Source organism: Paeniglutamicibacter cryotolerans, from assembly GCF_014190875.1.
Classification (GTDB): Bacteria; Actinomycetota; Actinomycetes; order Actinomycetales; family Micrococcaceae; genus Paeniglutamicibacter; species Paeniglutamicibacter cryotolerans.
The window spans coordinates 535,003-549,865 of record NZ_JACHVS010000002.1; the positions used below are offsets into that span (position 1 = coordinate 535,003).

The window sequence follows — 14,863 nt, forward strand, 5'->3', positions numbered from 1 at the left end:
TGACGATACGTTGTGGTGACATGTGTCACACTGTAACCCATGGTGACGCATGTTACGGAAGAGATTCCCCGCTCGGTTTGGTATGGCTGGGGTGACCCGGAGCGGGCACGGCCATTGCGCGCCGGCGCCCTCCAATACCTGCTCTCGACACTGCGGCTGGACAGTGTGGAGGCGACATGCCCGCCGGTGGATTTCTCCTCCATCACCGTGGCCCCCAGCGGCATCGATGCCCAAGCCTTGGCTGCCTTGCGCGCCGTCACCGGGGATCGGCACGTCTCCACGCGGGACTCCGAACGCATCTTGCACGCGGGCGGCAAGAGCACGCCCGACCTGATGCGGATGCGCGCCGGAGAGGTCCCGGAAGCGCCGGATGCCGTGGTGTTCCCCGGCAGCGCCGAGGAGGTTCGGGCGATCCTGGCGGTATGCGTGGAAAGGGGGCTGGCTGTCGTCGCCTTCGGCGGAGGCACCTCAGTGGTCGGCGGAGTCGACCCGGTCCGCGCAAACTTCTCCGGGGTCATCACCCTGGACATGCGCCGCCTGGACCGGCTCCTGCACATCGACCCGGTCTCCCGCACCGCGACGCTCGAGGCTGGCATGCGGGGTCCGGCGATCGAGGCGGCACTGCAGGCCCACGGGTTCACCCTGGGCCACTTCCCGCAAAGCCACCAGGAAGCGACACTCGGCGGCTACGTGGCAACGCGCTCTGCAGGTCAGGCTTCCACCGGCTACGGCCGGATGGAAAACCTGGTCAAGGCGGTCCACCTGGAAACCCCGTCGGGGCCCTTCGATGTCGGCTCTTCGGCCCCGGGCACGGCAGCCGGACCGAAGCTGCTCGACGCCATCGTTGGTAGTGAGGGCACTCTGGGCGTGATCACCTCAGCGACGCTGATGATTTCTCCGCTGCCGAAGCACAAGTCCTACGGGGCCTGGTCCTTCCCGTCGTTCGAGGCCGGAGCCGACGCCTTGCGCCGGCTCCGGCATGAGGGGGTCCGCGGCGATATGCCGCACGTGTGCCGGCTCAGCGATACCGATGAAACCGCTGCCACTTTCAAGCTCGGCGGCTGGAAGGCCGGGGCGCTGGCCCGCTACCTGGTGCTGCGCGGCCAAAGGACCCAGGCCCTTGCCCTCTTCGTCTGGGAGGGTGGGGAGCGTGAGGCCAAGGCCCGGAAGCGCCGCAGCGCACGCATCATGCGCCGTGCCGGAGGGGTGGCATTGGGCCCCCTGCCGGCCACCGCGTGGGAACACGGGCGCTTCAACGGACCGTATATGCGCGATGAGCTGCTCACTCGGGGCGTCTACGTCGAAACGCTCGAAACCGCGGCGACCTGGACCGAGCTGGCAGCAACCTACGCCCGCGTCCGCGGCGCGATCCTCGGGGCACTGGAGGCCCATGGCAAGGCCGGATACGTCCAAGCGCACATCTCGCACGTCTACCCGGATGGCGCCTCGCTCTACTACACGTGCCTAGATGATTGATTCCAAGGGGTGACAGCGCGGGCAAGGGTGTCCAGAATCGAGATGTAATACCCAACATTCGAACCTGGAGAGTTCCGATGGCTCCCGATCTGGACACCCTTGCAACAGCACTGTACGCCTGCGCGGACGACTTTCTGAAGGCCAATCCGCACCTGCTCCCGTGGCGTCCGGCCATCGGCTTCGGGCCCCGGATCAGCGACGCCGAACTGGTCACCATCGCGGTCCTCCAGGCCCTGCTCGGCTTCACCTCCGAACGCCGCTGGCTCCGCCAATCCCATAACGACCTGCGCCGATGGTTCCCGGACCTGCCCCAACAACCCGGATACAACAAACGGCTGCGGAAGCTGGGCGGGACCCTGCAGGCTCTCAACGAACACCTGGCCCACACCACCGGGCTCTGGTCCGATGAGCTGTGGCTCGCCGATTCCACCCCTGTGGAATGCGGGCGCTCCCACACCACGGCCCACCGCTCCGAACTGGCCGGCTGGGCCGAATACGGGTACTGCGCCTCGCATTCACGGTGGTTCTGGGGGCTGCGCCTGCACCTGCTGTGCACCCCGACCGGACTGCCGGTCGGCTACGCGCTGACCGGGGCGAAGGCCGATGAGCGTGAGACCCTGCTGGGCATCCTGGAAAACCTGCCCACCCCGGTGGAGCCGGGACAGATCATCATCGCGGACAAGAACTACTACGGGAAGGCCTTCGAGCAGGACCTCTCCGAGGCCGGGATCACCCTGGTCCGTCCGACCCGTCAAGGTGAGAAACCCCGTCCCGGAAAGAGTCTGCTCAAGCCACTGCGTCAGGTCATCGAGTCAATCAACGACACCCTCAAGGGCCAGCTGGACCTGGAGGCCCATGGCGGGAGGACCATCGCCGGGGTCACCGTGCGGGTCCTGCAACGCATCCTCGCGCTGACCGTGGCCATCTGGCACAACCTGAACACCGGTTCCCATCCACTGCGGTCGCTGACCGCCTATGACCATGAACCCTTGGAATCAATCATCTAGGCGGGCTGGAGGCTGACGGACTGGCCCAGAATTCCCGGATCAAGGACGCGGCGTGTGCGGCGATCGTCGCTGCGGGCGCGACCATCACCCACCACCATGGCGTGGGCAGCGAGCATTCACCGTACCTGGGTATGGAAATCGGCGATCTCGGCGTGAAGGTCCTGCGCGGCATCAAGGAGGCCCTGGACCCGTGCGGGATCATGAATCCCGGAAAACTCATCCCCACAACGGCACCCTGAACCGGGAAGGAGCCCCCCGTGACGGTCGGTCTCGTCGAAAGCGGTGCCGCGGGGATGGGGGAGATCGCCCCAAAACGCGAAAGCGGTCCCGAATCGATGATCCGCATTCCGGTGCGCACGGAGAGTCGCAGGCATGAGTGACGAAGACCCCGGATCTTTCCCTGCGCCGCCGCCTCCGCGCATGCTGCCATATCCGCCCGCGCCGCCGGTCGCGACCGGGGTCCAACACCCCGGTTGGCCGGGGCAGGTGCACCGCCCCGGGCCTCCCGGTTCCCGGTTCAAGCCCGAATCCCGGTTGGGTGCGGCGGGATATCCCGTGGGTATGGGCCCGGCCGGGGAAAAGACGCTGGCGTGGCACGGTACCCGGGTGGGACTGCTCCTTTGCCTGATCTGCATCCTGATCCAGACGCTTCCCCTCGGCCTGTTCGTTCTGGGCGGGGGAGGGAATGCCGACGATTTCATTCAGGACATGCTGGGGATCCTGACGGTGGGCCTGGTTGCCATCCTGGCCGGGGTACTCCTGCTGGTGCCGGGCTCGATCCCGCCGTACCGGACGCCCCTGCGGGCCCCCGGCCGCCACGTCCCGGACGCTGAGGCAGGGCCGCGTGAATCCCGGAGCCGGGGGAACTGGGCTAGCATTGGCCTGTGAATGAGACCCTGCCTCCGTGCCCCCACTGTTCCAGCGAGTACACCTACGAGATGGGTGAGCTGCTGGTGTGCCCCGAGTGCGCCCACGAGTGGTCGCCGGCGGCCGAGGAGGCCGAGGAGCCGACCGAACGCGTCGTCAAGGACTCCGTGGGCAACGTACTCGCCGACGGCGACACTGTCACCATCGTCAAGGACCTGAAGGTCAAGGGCCAGGCCCTGTCGATCAAGGTCGGCACCAAGGTGCGCAACATCCGCCTGGTGGACCCGCTCGACGGGCACGATATCTCATGCAAGGTCGATGGCTTTGGCCCCATGCACCTGAAGTCGAGCCTGGTGAAGAAGGTCTAGCCACCTGCCCGCAGTCCCCGGCGTCCTCCCTTAGCCTCCCGGCTGACGGAGGACGCCCTTTTTTGGGCCGCCGTGGCCGGGATACTGGCGGTGATGGCCTAACTTCTCCAGCCCGGGGCAGCCCGGTGCGTGCCGGCGGCAGTCGTCCTTGGAGCTGAGGGTAGGGGCATGGGGCGCGTGGTTCGTTCCCTTCGCCAAGGGTCGTGGCGCAGCCACCGGATTTCGGGGAATGCCATGCTCGGCCCTACTATGGCTGAGGCGTGGGCTGCGCCACACTACAGTCCGTACCCCCCCCCGATCGCCCCGATCCCGTCGACTTGAGGACCCCCCACCCCATGAAGCTATTTAAATCGATCCCCCTGCTGGGGTGGATCATCCTGGCCATCGTCCTTGGCATCCTGACCGGACCGGCGATGCCCGCTTGGCTCGGCGGGGTGTTCCTGACCTACAACTCGATCTTCTCGGGGTTCCTCGGATTCATTGTGCCGCTCATCATCCTGGGCCTCGTGGCACCCGCCATCGCAGAACTGGGCAAGGGTGCCGGAAAGTGGCTCGGGGTCACGGCTGTGATCGCGTACGGCTCCACGATCCTGGCCGGGCTGCTCGCCTACTTCGTGAGCCGGTGGCTTTTCACCTCGCACCTTTCCGGCGGCGGGCTTGACGCGTTGGGTGACGAATCCGGTTCGGGCTTCACCCCGTACCTGACGGTGGTGGCCAGCGCGGGGGACTCGGCAACCGAGATCGTGTTGCCGCCGGTCATCGGCGTGATGAGCGCACTGGTGCTCGCCTTCGTGATCGGTGTGGGTCTGACGGCCTTCCACAGCAAGGTGATCTTCCGCGGTGCCGTCGAGTTCCGTACGATCATCGAATCAGTGATCCGCCGCATCATCGTGCCGGCACTGCCGCTGTTCATCTTCGGCATCTTCATGGACCTCTCCGCCAGCGGCGCGGCGATGACAGTGGTCACGAAGTTCCTGCTCGTGGCGGTTGTCTCCCTTGCCCTGACCTTCGTCGTGCTGTTGGCGCAGTACTCGGCTGCGGGCGCCATGACCGGGCGAAACCCGTTCAAGGCATTGTGGAACATGCGCGACGCCTACTTCACGGCACTGGGCACATCATCCTCGGCAGCTACCATTCCCGTCACGCTGGCCTCCACCAAGAAGAACGACGTTTCCGACTCGGTGGCCGGATTCGTGGTGCCGCTGTGCGCCACCATTCACCTCTCCGGTTCGATGGTGAAGATCACCTGCTTCTCGATCGCGGTACTGCTGCTCACCGGCGGCGACGTCTCCTTCGGCGCATACCTGCCATTCATCCTGATGCTCGGCGTCATGATGATTGCGGCCCCGGGAGTTCCCGGCGGTGCAATTGCCGCGGCCGCCGGCCTGTTGGCCCAGATGCTCGGTTTCGGCGAGGTGGAAGTGGGTCTCATGTTCGCCGCGTACATCGCACTTGACAGCTTCGGCACGGCAACCAACGTGACCGGCGATGGCGCCATCGCGATGATCGTGAATAAGCTCACCCGCGGCCGCCTCGGTGCCCAGGTGCAGGATCCGGCGGATGAGGTGGTGGAGGCGGGAGATGGTGGCCAGACCGAATTGCCCCTCCTGTCCCGGTAAACCGCACCCGCCCACAGCACAGATGATGCCGATGTTGCCACGACAACATCGGCATCATCTGTCTCTGACCGGATATGTGCGGCGGCGTCCAGCGTGCGGGTCTTGGCGCAGTGACCTGCGCGGCCCAGTTCAAGCACACGCGCCGTTCCGTGGTCGACGGAGGGCGCTTGTTGCTTATTTCTTCGCTGGCCGGGCCCGGACGTGCATTCGTTCGCCTTGTGGACCAAACAGGCTCAGGAACTCCACAGCCGGGCCCTGGGCATCATCGATGGCCCCTTCGTCGTCCACCAGGCGCTGATGTTCCGCCAATGGAGCGCCGAGATCACCTTGTTCCGCGCCCCGGCCCACGAACTGACGGGCGAGGAGGCCGAGCACCTGGCGGTCCGCGGCATCACGGTGGTCGATTCCGCCGTGGCGCAGGTCGAATCCGACCAGGACGGGATCACCGGCGTCGTGCTGGAGGATGGCAGCGCCCACCGGGTCGAAGCCCTGGTGCTGATGCCGCGGGGAACCGCCCGTGCACGGGCCGTGGAATCCCTGGGCCTGATCCCCACCGAGCATCCCAGCGGCTTCGGCACCTGGATCGACTCGGATCAGATGGGCGCGACAGCCGTCCCCGGGGTCCGGGTGGCCGGTAACATCGCCGAGATCTCGGCCCAGGTCATGGCCTCGGCTGCCCGCGGACTGCTGGTGGGAGCCGCGATCAACATGGATTTAACCAACCAGGAACTCGAAGCGGACGTGGTCCGCTACCGCGCTGTGAACCGGCCCGCGCGCTGACCGGCGCTCAGGCGAAGACGGCCAGCAGCCCGGTAGTGGTCGGCGTCCCCGCTGCGTTCCCCAGTCAGGAATCCATGGGTCTGCGGGTGCCACTGCGACTAGTACTGGATCCGGGGATTGCAGGTGAACGGCCACGGCCTGTCCGGGCACCGGCGGAGGAGCGGCACGCAGGTTCCGGGTGGGGGGTTCCTCGAACTGCGGTTCCAATACCGTCTGATCCCGGGGTTGATAGAGGGTGCTGGGCGCGATGCCGCCCGCCTGCCCAGCCACCTGCGGCATGCGTGGCCGGTTCCGTAGTGCGTCATGCCAACAATGACATCATGGGGTGGGATACGGGCGTTTGGGCGACCAGGCCGGGTATTGAACAAGGTGTCGTTGATGCCCTAGCAGCCCCGCGGCATGGTTTCGAGGGGCACGGCGCCGCAAATCGTTCCCCCGCGGCAGCGGGGCGGCCTGCCTCGCGGGGGAACGCGACCGGAAGGGCACCAGGGATCAGCGCCAGCCGAGCAGCGGCGCCACGTGCTTCAGGATCGACTCAATGACATGGCTGTTGTAATCGACCCCGAGCTGGTTCGGGACGGTGAGCAGCAGTGTGTCGGCCGCGGCGATGGCCTCGTCCTCGGCCAGCTTCGCGGCCAGCTCGTCCGGGGCTCCGGCATAGGACTTTCCGAAGACCGCACGGGTCTTCTCATCGAGGTTGCCGATCTGGTCGGAGCTGTTTCGGTCGCGGCCGAAGTATTGCCAATCGCGCTCGTCCGTCAGTGCGAAGATGCTGCGGCTGACCGAGACACGAGGCTCGTGCTGATGCCCGGCCTCCTTCCAGGCCTGTCGGTAGAGTTCGATCTGCTCGGCTTGCTGCACGTGGAAGGGTTTGCCGCTCTCGTCGTCCTTGAGGGTGGAACTCTGGAGGTTCATGCCGAGTTTCGCCGCCCAGACTGCGGTGGCGTTGGATCCGGATCCCCACCAGATGCGCTCGCGCAGGCCGGCCGAATATGGCTCCACGCGCAGCAACCCCGGGGGATTCGGGAACATCGGGCGCGGGTTCGGCTCCGCGAAGCCTTTGCCGGTGAGTACCTCCAGCAGGCGCTCGGTGTGCCTGCGGCCCATGTCGGCGTCTGACTCGCTGGCGGTGGGGGAGAATCCGAAGTGGCGCCACCCGTCGATGACCTGCTCGGGTGAACCACGGCTAATGCCCAGTTGCAGCCGTCCGCCGGAGATCAGGTCGGTTGCACCGGCATCCTCTGCCATGTAGAGGGGGTTCTCGTAGCGCATGTCGATCACTCCGGTACCGATCTCGATGCGGTTGGTGCGGGCGCCGATCGCGGCGAGCAGCGGAAACGGTGAGGCATGTTGTTGAGCGAAGTGGTGGACGCGGAAATACGCGCCGTCCGCTCCGAGCTCCTCGGCCGCGACAGCGAGGTCGATCGCCTGCAGCAGCGAGTCCGCCGCGCTACGCGTGGCGGACTGGGGATGGTCGGTCCAATGGCCGAATGACAGGAATCCGATGTTCTTCACACCAGCAGCCAACAGCGTGGCGGCGGTGCCTATTCCCCGGAGGAAGGCATGGGTTGCTCCCGGGTGTGCAGAGGCAGGAGTCCTTCCACGGTGCAGCACTCCCGCTGCACCGGCACATCGTGGCCTTGGTGGCTGTGGATGGATGTGCGGCCGGGACGATCAGGATACTGAAACGGATCGCCGGGGTCCGCTTGGCCGGCGGCACTTTCGCCGCATGCCTGGCTCGAGTTCCCAGGGGGTTCCTCGGCTATGGGGGATTTTGCCATGGATGCAAGGGTGGTATCCCGGCGTCGTTGAGGCGAGGGCCAAACGGGGTGCGAAAGCCACCGGGATGATGATGTCGCTGCCGATCCACTACGTGCTACGTTTGCCCTAAGGCTGCGGATCTCGGTCCGTCTGCCCGTCAGTATTTTTACGGGTATGGAAGAAACGGTGGGTCACGGTGGCAGCGAACAACGGACGGGGCCCGGACCGGAACCGGCATTCCGAAGCTCATCCGGGCGGGTATTTCGCCGCGACGTTCGATGCGGACCCGGTAGGTTTTCCGGGTCAGCACAACGTTCGCAAAGCCGCGCGCACATCCGGGAAACGGTGGGACAGCGTGGGTCCGGAAAGGGCCGATTTTGGACACCTGAAAACTGCCGCAGTCAAAGACGCAGCTCGTTTCGCCAGGGACTTGCCCGTGCCGGGTAACCAGCGCTTCCTGGATGTTGCGAGCCGTCCTTGCGAACTCGAGAACTGCTGGCCGGAGGTGCCCGTCCGGGTGAATTCGTCGGGCGTAGCGTGCGAGACCTGGCCCAAGCCCTCTGCCGTCGAGACGATGGGTCGCACCCCATGACTCGCCTGCCCCATGAAATGGACCGCCGTCCGGTGGAGGCCGTGGTGATCGGCTCTCAGCTGGCCTACGGATCGGTGGGGAACAATGCGATCGGCCGGCTGCTATCCGAGGCCGGGCACCGCTGTGTCATGGTGCCCACCACGCTATTGAGCAACCTGCCCCACTATGAGGGCGTCAGCGGTGGCTCGATCCCCGACGAATGGCTCAGCGGCATCCTCGATGACCTGCTCAGGCTCGAGGTCCTGGACCCGGTACGGGTGATCGCCATCGGCTATCTCTCGTCCCCGGGCCAGGCCGCGATCATCGCAAGGTGGCTCGTGCGGTTCCGGGAGGTGAATGAAAACGCGCTGATCCTAGTGGACCCGATCATGGGAGACGATGACGTGGGCCTCTATGTCGCACCGGAAGTCGCCGCGTCCTTCGCAGAACACTTGCTGCCGCTGGCCAATGCAATCACGCCCAACCGCTTCGAGCTGGGCGTGATTGCGGGCAAGGTGCCGGAGGACCTGGACGAGGTCTGCTCCCAGGCGGAGAAGCTGCTCTCCGCCACCACCGAATGGGTTGTGGTGACCAGCGCCCAAGATCCCCGCGAAGACAACGGCATAGTGCTCAACGTGGTCCTGACCGATGAGGCCACCGAGGTCCGGGGCACAGAATTCGAGCCATCCACTGCCAAGGGCGCGGGCGACCTATTCGTCGGGCACCTGCTCTGCGGGCTGTTTGACGACTTGGAACCGCTCGGGCTGATGGCAGCCGTCGAGGCATCCGGCGCGGCGGTGGTAGCGGCCCTGTCCAGCGCCACGGCACACCCTGAACTGGACTGACCCTGCAGCGGTTCCACGAATGGGGAGAAGCGGACGATTCAGGCCCAGGTGTTGGGGCCCGGCCGCGGTCGCCTGATCGCTTGGTGGCCTTCCGGCCCACCGCCGCGGACTGGACGCCGATGGCTTGCGGGATGGAATTGGCCACGCTCCCGCGGGATAAGGAACCTGTCGGCCAGTGCCGCCCGTTCATGGTCAAATAACCCTGCTGACCAGACTGCGGGCGAGCTGACATCGGGCAGGAACGCGTCACCCGCGCTAGTGGTCCTGCCGATGGTGCGGGCCAAGATTGTGACCTTCTTGGCTTCGTTCAGCAGATCGGCGGCCCGGGCCAGCTCGCCGGGGTGGGCAACGATGACAGGTCGGGGCGCCTTTACCACCAAGGTGCGGATGGAAGCAGCCACGGCCAAGCCCCGATCACCGGGAATCTCCAGCACGGCCCGGGCATGCAGCGCGGGGCCGGAACCTGGCTGCGCTGCGCCTCATGGATCCCCTTGGCCAGGTGCAGATTTCCCGATCCGCAGCTTCCGGCTCAGACGGCGGGCTTCCCGGTCAGCTCGGCTTCGGCGCAGGCGGTGAAAGCGTCCCCTTCCCCGTGCAGTAGCGGCGCCCAACGCATTGAACCGTCGATGCGTATGGCGTCGGTCTGCCCGTTCAGGAAGTCCCCGGCAACGCCGTAGACCCGTTTGACGTTGTTGGCCTTGAGCATGGAGGTCAGGTGATGCGCAATCGTGGTCATGGCGGTTCTCCTTCGCCGCCGGGATGTGCTGTGGCTTATGTTGCGCCCGGGCAGTGCAGGGGCATGGGCGGTGGGGGGTCAAGCCTGTGGCCGGCCGGGTGGTGAGTGCCGACACCTTCCGACACGCCAGCAAAAACGCGACACGAAAGAACTTAAAGTCGGGCGGACTTGCTCCACAGCCTGTGGATGGCGAGTTGAAAAGGCCGTGTTCTCGCGGTTTAAACCGGACGAATTATCCACAGTCCATGTGGATCCCCTTGCGGGGGAATCACCCTCTTGTAATACATCATCTTGGGGTTCAAGATGGAGTCATGCACTAGATGTAGTATTGAAACCGCTGGCGAGGCCATACGTGGAAACCATGAAAATGATGGGATTCGCAGGAATCCCAACCATGCGCGGACATAGATAGTTCGTCTAGAAGCGGTGCCCCAAGCCCACACTGTTCTGAGCAGGTGGAAGTAGGCGGCCGGCAACACCTAAATACTTAAACTTTTTGCACGAGGGGATCAGGGTCATGACCGTCACGGTTTACACCAAACCAGCATGCGTTCAGTGCAACGCAACGTACAGAGCACTGGATAAGAAGGGGATCACGTACCAGAGCGTCGATATCTCCCAGGATCCCGATGCCCTGGAGCGCGTTCGCGCTCTGGGCTACATGCAGGCCCCGGTAGTCATCACCGACGCCGATCACTGGTCCGGCTTCCGCCCGGATAAGATCGAGGAACTGGCCTTGGCCGTTACCTCCTCCGTGGCCTAACCAAGCCACCCCAGCACCAACCAGCCAAAGGAAATCGAGGCGGTCGCGATGTCTAGTCCTTCGTTGGCTCCGCCGCGGCGGGAGGCCGAATCGACACCGGAGGCGACGACGAGCGACCGGTTGATCTATTTCTCCTCGGTGTCCGGCTATACCAAGCGGTTCATGGAAAAGCTTGGGCAGGACTGCTCGCGGATCCCCTTGTACGCAAGCGAACCGCCGCTGGTGGCCACCGAACCGTTCGTCTTGGTCCTCCCCACGTATGGTGGGGAGGCAGGGGAACGATCGATTCCCCCGCAGGTCGTCCGTTTCCTCAACGAGGAGCGGAACCGGCGGCTCCTGCGCGGTGTCATTGGCGCCGGAAACACAAATTTTGGAACAACGTACTGCTTGGCGGCCATTAAGATCGCCGCCAAGTGTGAGGTTCCGCTGCTATATAGATTTGAACTCATGGGCACGCCCGAGGATGTTGCCCGCGTAAGCGAAGGATTGGAAGTCTTTTGGACACGAAAGTCGCAGAATCAACTGTGAAACAGGATTCGAAGGAAATGCCAGCCGCATTCCAGGGCCTGGGTTACCACGAGCTGAACGCCATGTTGAACCTTTATGGGCCCAACGGCGAGATCCAGTTCGATGCCGACCGTGCTGCCGCGCGCCAGTACTTCTTGGAGCACGTCAACAACAACACCGTCTTCTTCCACGACCTGGACGAGAAGCTCGAATACCTGGTGAAGCACGAGTACTACGAGCGGGAAACCCTCGACCAGTACACGATGAACTTCATCCGCGACCTGTACCGCAGCGCATACTCCAAGAAGTTCCGCTTCGAGACTTTCCTTGGCGCCTTCAAGTTCTATACCTCGTACACGCTGAAGACCTTCGACGGCAAGCGCTACCTGGAACGCTACGAGGACCGCGTGTGCATGGTTGCCCTGCACCTGGCCCGCGGCGACGAGGCCATGGCGATGAACCTGGTCGACGAGATCATCGGCGGCCGCTTCCAGCCAGCCACCCCGACGTTCCTGAATGCCGGCAAGGCCCAGCGCGGCGAGCTCGTCTCCTGCTTCCTGCTCCGCGTTGAAGACAACATGGAGTCGATCTCCCGCGGCATCAACTCCTCGCTGCAGCTCTCCAAGCGCGGCGGCGGCGTAGCCCTCTCGCTGACCAACATCCGCGAGCACGGTGCACCGATCAAGCAGATCGAGAACCAGTCCTCTGGCGTCATCCCGGTGATGAAGCTCCTCGAAGACAGCTTCTCCTACGCCAACCAGCTCGGTGCCCGCCAGGGTGCCGGTGCGGTGTACTTGCATGCCCACCACCCGGACATCAACCGCTTCCTGGACACCAAGCGCGAGAACGCCGACGAGAAGATCCGCATCAAGACCCTGTCACTGGGCGTCGTGGTCCCGGACATCACCTTTGAGCTGGCCCGCAAGAACGAGGACATGTACCTCTTCTCCCCGTACGACGTGCAGCGCGTCTACGGCGTGCCGTTCTCGGACATCTCCGTGTCGGAGAAGTACTACGAGATGGTCGATGATGCCCGCATCAAGAAGACCAAGATCAACGCCCGTGAGTTCTTCCAGACCCTGGCCGAGATCCAGTTCGAGTCCGGCTACCCGTACATCATGTTCGAGGACACGGTAAACCGCGCCAACCCGATCAAGGGCAAGATCTCCATGAGCAACCTCTGCTCCGAGATCCTGCAGGTTTCCACCGCCTCGGAATACACCGAGGACCTGGGCTACGAGACCATCGGCAAGGACATCTCTTGCAACCTGGGCTCGATGAACATCGCCAAGACCATGGACGGACCGGACTTCGGGGGCTCCATCGAGACCTCGATCCGTGCGCTGTCCGCCGTCTCGGACATGTCCTACATCAACTCGGTGCCGTCCATCGCCCAAGGCAACCTGCAGTCGCACGCCATCGGCCTGGGCCAGATGAACCTGCACGGCTACCTGGCTCGTGAACGCGTCCACTACGGTTCCGAGGTGGGCCTGGACTTCACGAACATCTACTTCTACTCGGTGCTTTTCCACGCGATCCGGGCCTCGAACCTGCTCGCCATCGAAAAGAAGGAAACGTTCGGCGGTTTCGAAGATTCGAAGTACGCCTCGGGCGAGTTCTTCGACAAGTACACCGAGCAGGAATGGCTTCCGGCGACCGAACGCGTCGCCGAGCTGTTCGCCAAGATTCAGATCCCGACCCAGGACGACTGGCGCGCGCTGAAGGCCTCGGTCATGGAGCACGGCATCTACAACCAGAACCTGCAGGCGGTCCCGCCGACCGGTTCGATCTCCTACATCAACAACTCGACCTCTTCCATCCACCCGGTGGCGGCAAAGATCGAGATCCGCAAGGAAGGCAAGATCGGACGGGTTTACTACCCGGCCCCGTACCTGACCAACGACAACCTCGAGTACTACGCGGATGCCTACGAAATCGGCTACGAGAAGATCATCGACACCTACGCCGTTGCCACCCAGCACGTCGATCAGGGCCTGTCGCTGACCTTGTTCTTCAAGGACACCGCCACCACGCGTGACATCAACAAGGCGCAGATCTACGCGTGGAAGAAGGGCATCAAGACCCTGTACTACATCCGTCTGCGCCAGCTGGCCCTTGAAGGTACCGAGGTCGACGGCTGCGTCAGCTGCATGCTGTAAGCAGAATCACCCTGCAGTATCTGTTGGCGGGCAGCGATGCCCGCCAACCCCGGGGGCGCCGATGGGACTGAAATCCACCGGCGTGCCCCGCACCCACACACTCAATGAGATTCACATGAAGGAGACGGAATGACGGAGAAGCTCAAGCTTGTCAGCCACGTCGAGGCCATCAACTGGAACCGCATCCAGGACGACAAGGACGTTGAAGTCTGGAACCGCCTGGTCAATAACTTCTGGCTGCCGGAGAAGATCCCGCTGTCCAACGACATCCAGTCCTGGGCGACGCTGACCCCCGACGAGCAGACGCTGACCATGCGCGTGTTCACCGGCCTGACCTTGCTGGATACCATCCAGGGCACGGTCGGCGCCGTGTCGCTTATCCCGGATGCGATCACCCCGCACGAGGAAGCCGTCTACACGAACATCGCGTTCATGGAATCCGTCCATGCGAAGTCGTACTCCTCGATCTTCTCCACGCTCTGCTCTACAAAGGAAATCGACGAGGCCTTCCGCTGGTCCGTCGAGAACCAGAACCTGCAGAAAAAAGCGAAGATCATCACCGATTTCTACTACGGTGACGACCCGCTCAAGCGCAAGATCGCCTCGACGCTGCTCGAGTCCTTCCTGTTCTACTCGGGCTTCTACCTTCCGATGTACTGGTCCTCGCGGGCGAAGCTGACAAACACGGCAGACCTGATCCGCCTGATCATCCGCGATGAGGCAGTCCACGGCTACTACATCGGCTACAAGTTCCAGAAGGGTCTGGAAGGCCTCTCCGAGGAACGCAAGCAGGAACTGAAGGACTACACCTTCGAGCTGCTCTTCGAGCTGTACGAGAATGAAGTACAGTACACCCACGATCTTTACGACTCCGTCGGCCTGGCCGAGGACGTCAAGAAGTTCCTCCACTACAACGCCAACAAGGCGCTGATGAACCTCGGATACGAGGCCATGTTCCCGGCCTCCGTCACTGATGTGAATCCGGCGATCCTCTCGGCGCTCAGCCCGAATGCCGACGAGAACCACGACTTCTTCTCCGGCTCAGGCTCCTCTTACGTGATCGGCAAAGCCGTGAACACTGAAGACGAAGACTGGGAATTCTAAGCTCCTCCCACGCTTCGTCAGCAACAAACCAGTTGGCCGTCGGCCCGCCCTCGTGGCGGACCTGCGGCCATTTGGCTTTCCGGGCCCGAGTCCTTTTCCTGCTGACGAACTGCGGGGCAAGCGGCGGGCCGGTCGCGCATCCGTGCTGTGGGAGATGCGGCGCCGGAGTCACGTGGGTGGGATCAACAATGTTTGTACCAGCCATTATTCTGATCACGCTTGCCAGGGTCTTCCACGCCTGCGGAACCTTACTCAAGTCCCGGATCACGGCATCCGGGGCAGGCCACTGCCGAGGGCTCG

General features: G+C 64.0%; 14 protein-coding genes. 12 read left to right on the top strand and 2 right to left on the bottom strand.

Translation table 11 applies throughout. The features are described from left to right. The first annotated feature begins 114 nt into the window (after positions 1–114). The 7 genes from E9229_RS15635 to E9229_RS15665 all read left to right on the top strand — a co-directional run bounded on the left by E9229_RS15635 (position 115) and on the right by E9229_RS15665 (position 6,117). Positions 115–1,476, top strand: coding sequence for an FAD-binding oxidoreductase (locus E9229_RS15635; protein WP_246380811.1), 1,362 nt, complete (start codon positions 115–117; stop codon positions 1,474–1,476). A gap of 77 nt (positions 1,477–1,553) precedes the next feature. Then, the gene (locus tag E9229_RS15640) at positions 1,554–2,483 is read left to right on the top strand and encodes an IS982 family transposase (RefSeq protein ID WP_183509723.1); all 930 of its coding nucleotides are present in this window, start codon (positions 1,554–1,556) and stop codon (positions 2,481–2,483) included. Between the two features lie 38 nt (positions 2,484–2,521). Beyond that, on the top strand, positions 2,522–2,722 hold the full coding sequence (locus tag E9229_RS15645) for an FAD-linked oxidase C-terminal domain-containing protein (RefSeq protein WP_312855753.1): 201 nt from the start codon (positions 2,522–2,524) through the stop codon (positions 2,720–2,722). 316 nt (positions 2,723–3,038) lie between these two features. Then, positions 3,039–3,371 carry a hypothetical protein gene (locus tag E9229_RS15650; RefSeq protein ID WP_183512565.1) on the top strand — a complete coding sequence of 111 codons (333 nt, stop codon included), beginning with the start codon at positions 3,039–3,041 and terminating at the stop codon, positions 3,369–3,371. Continuing rightward, a complete protein-coding gene (locus E9229_RS15655; protein ID WP_183512566.1) occupies positions 3,368–3,718 on the top strand; it encodes a zinc ribbon domain-containing protein YjdM in 351 nt (116 codons plus the stop codon). The genes E9229_RS15650 and E9229_RS15655 overlap by 4 nt, the downstream gene beginning before the upstream one ends. 335 nt (positions 3,719–4,053) lie before the next feature. Further along, the gene (locus E9229_RS15660) at positions 4,054–5,337 is read left to right on the top strand and encodes a dicarboxylate/amino acid:cation symporter (protein ID WP_183512568.1); all 1,284 of its coding nucleotides are present in this window, start codon (positions 4,054–4,056) and stop codon (positions 5,335–5,337) included. A gap of 201 nt (positions 5,338–5,538) precedes the next feature. Beyond that, entirely contained in the window at positions 5,539–6,117 is a 579-nt protein-coding gene (locus E9229_RS15665) for a hypothetical protein (RefSeq protein ID WP_183512569.1), read from the top strand. Positions 6,118–6,609: 492 nt separating this feature from the next. Here the strand turns inward: E9229_RS15665 and E9229_RS15670 are convergent, their stop codons facing one another. Next, positions 6,610–7,632: an LLM class flavin-dependent oxidoreductase gene (locus tag E9229_RS15670; protein WP_183512570.1), complete on the bottom strand. Its 1,023-nt coding sequence runs from the start codon at positions 7,630–7,632 to the stop codon at positions 6,610–6,612. Positions 7,633–8,466: 834 nt separating this feature from the next. Between E9229_RS15670 and E9229_RS15675 the strand changes: the two genes are divergently transcribed. After that, positions 8,467–9,294, top strand: coding sequence for a PfkB family carbohydrate kinase (locus E9229_RS15675; protein ID WP_183512572.1), 828 nt, complete (start codon positions 8,467–8,469; stop codon positions 9,292–9,294). 529 nt (positions 9,295–9,823) lie between these two features. On the opposite strand, the gene E9229_RS19070 is transcribed toward E9229_RS15675, so the two are convergent. Next, entirely contained in the window at positions 9,824–10,030 is a 207-nt protein-coding gene (locus E9229_RS19070) for a thiamine pyrophosphate-binding protein (RefSeq protein WP_221184679.1), read from the bottom strand. Positions 10,031–10,547: 517 nt separating this feature from the next. Between E9229_RS19070 and nrdH the strand changes: the two genes are divergently transcribed. The 4 genes from nrdH to nrdF all read left to right on the top strand — a co-directional run bounded on the left by nrdH (position 10,548) and on the right by nrdF (position 14,563). Next, on the top strand, positions 10,548–10,793 hold the full coding sequence (nrdH, locus tag E9229_RS15685; RefSeq protein ID WP_183512573.1) for a glutaredoxin-like protein NrdH: 246 nt from the start codon (positions 10,548–10,550) through the stop codon (positions 10,791–10,793). Between the two features lie 48 nt (positions 10,794–10,841). Next, a complete protein-coding gene (nrdI, locus tag E9229_RS15690) occupies positions 10,842–11,321 on the top strand; it encodes a class Ib ribonucleoside-diphosphate reductase assembly flavoprotein NrdI (RefSeq protein ID WP_183512574.1) in 480 nt (159 codons plus the stop codon). 17 nt (positions 11,322–11,338) lie between these two features. After that, positions 11,339–13,459, top strand: coding sequence for a class 1b ribonucleoside-diphosphate reductase subunit alpha (nrdE, locus tag E9229_RS15695; protein WP_183512576.1), 2,121 nt, complete (start codon positions 11,339–11,341; stop codon positions 13,457–13,459). Between the two features lie 129 nt (positions 13,460–13,588). Continuing rightward, positions 13,589–14,563 carry a class 1b ribonucleoside-diphosphate reductase subunit beta gene (gene nrdF / locus E9229_RS15700; protein WP_183512577.1) on the top strand — a complete coding sequence of 325 codons (975 nt, stop codon included), beginning with the start codon at positions 13,589–13,591 and terminating at the stop codon, positions 14,561–14,563. Positions 14,564–14,863 lie beyond the last annotated feature (300 nt).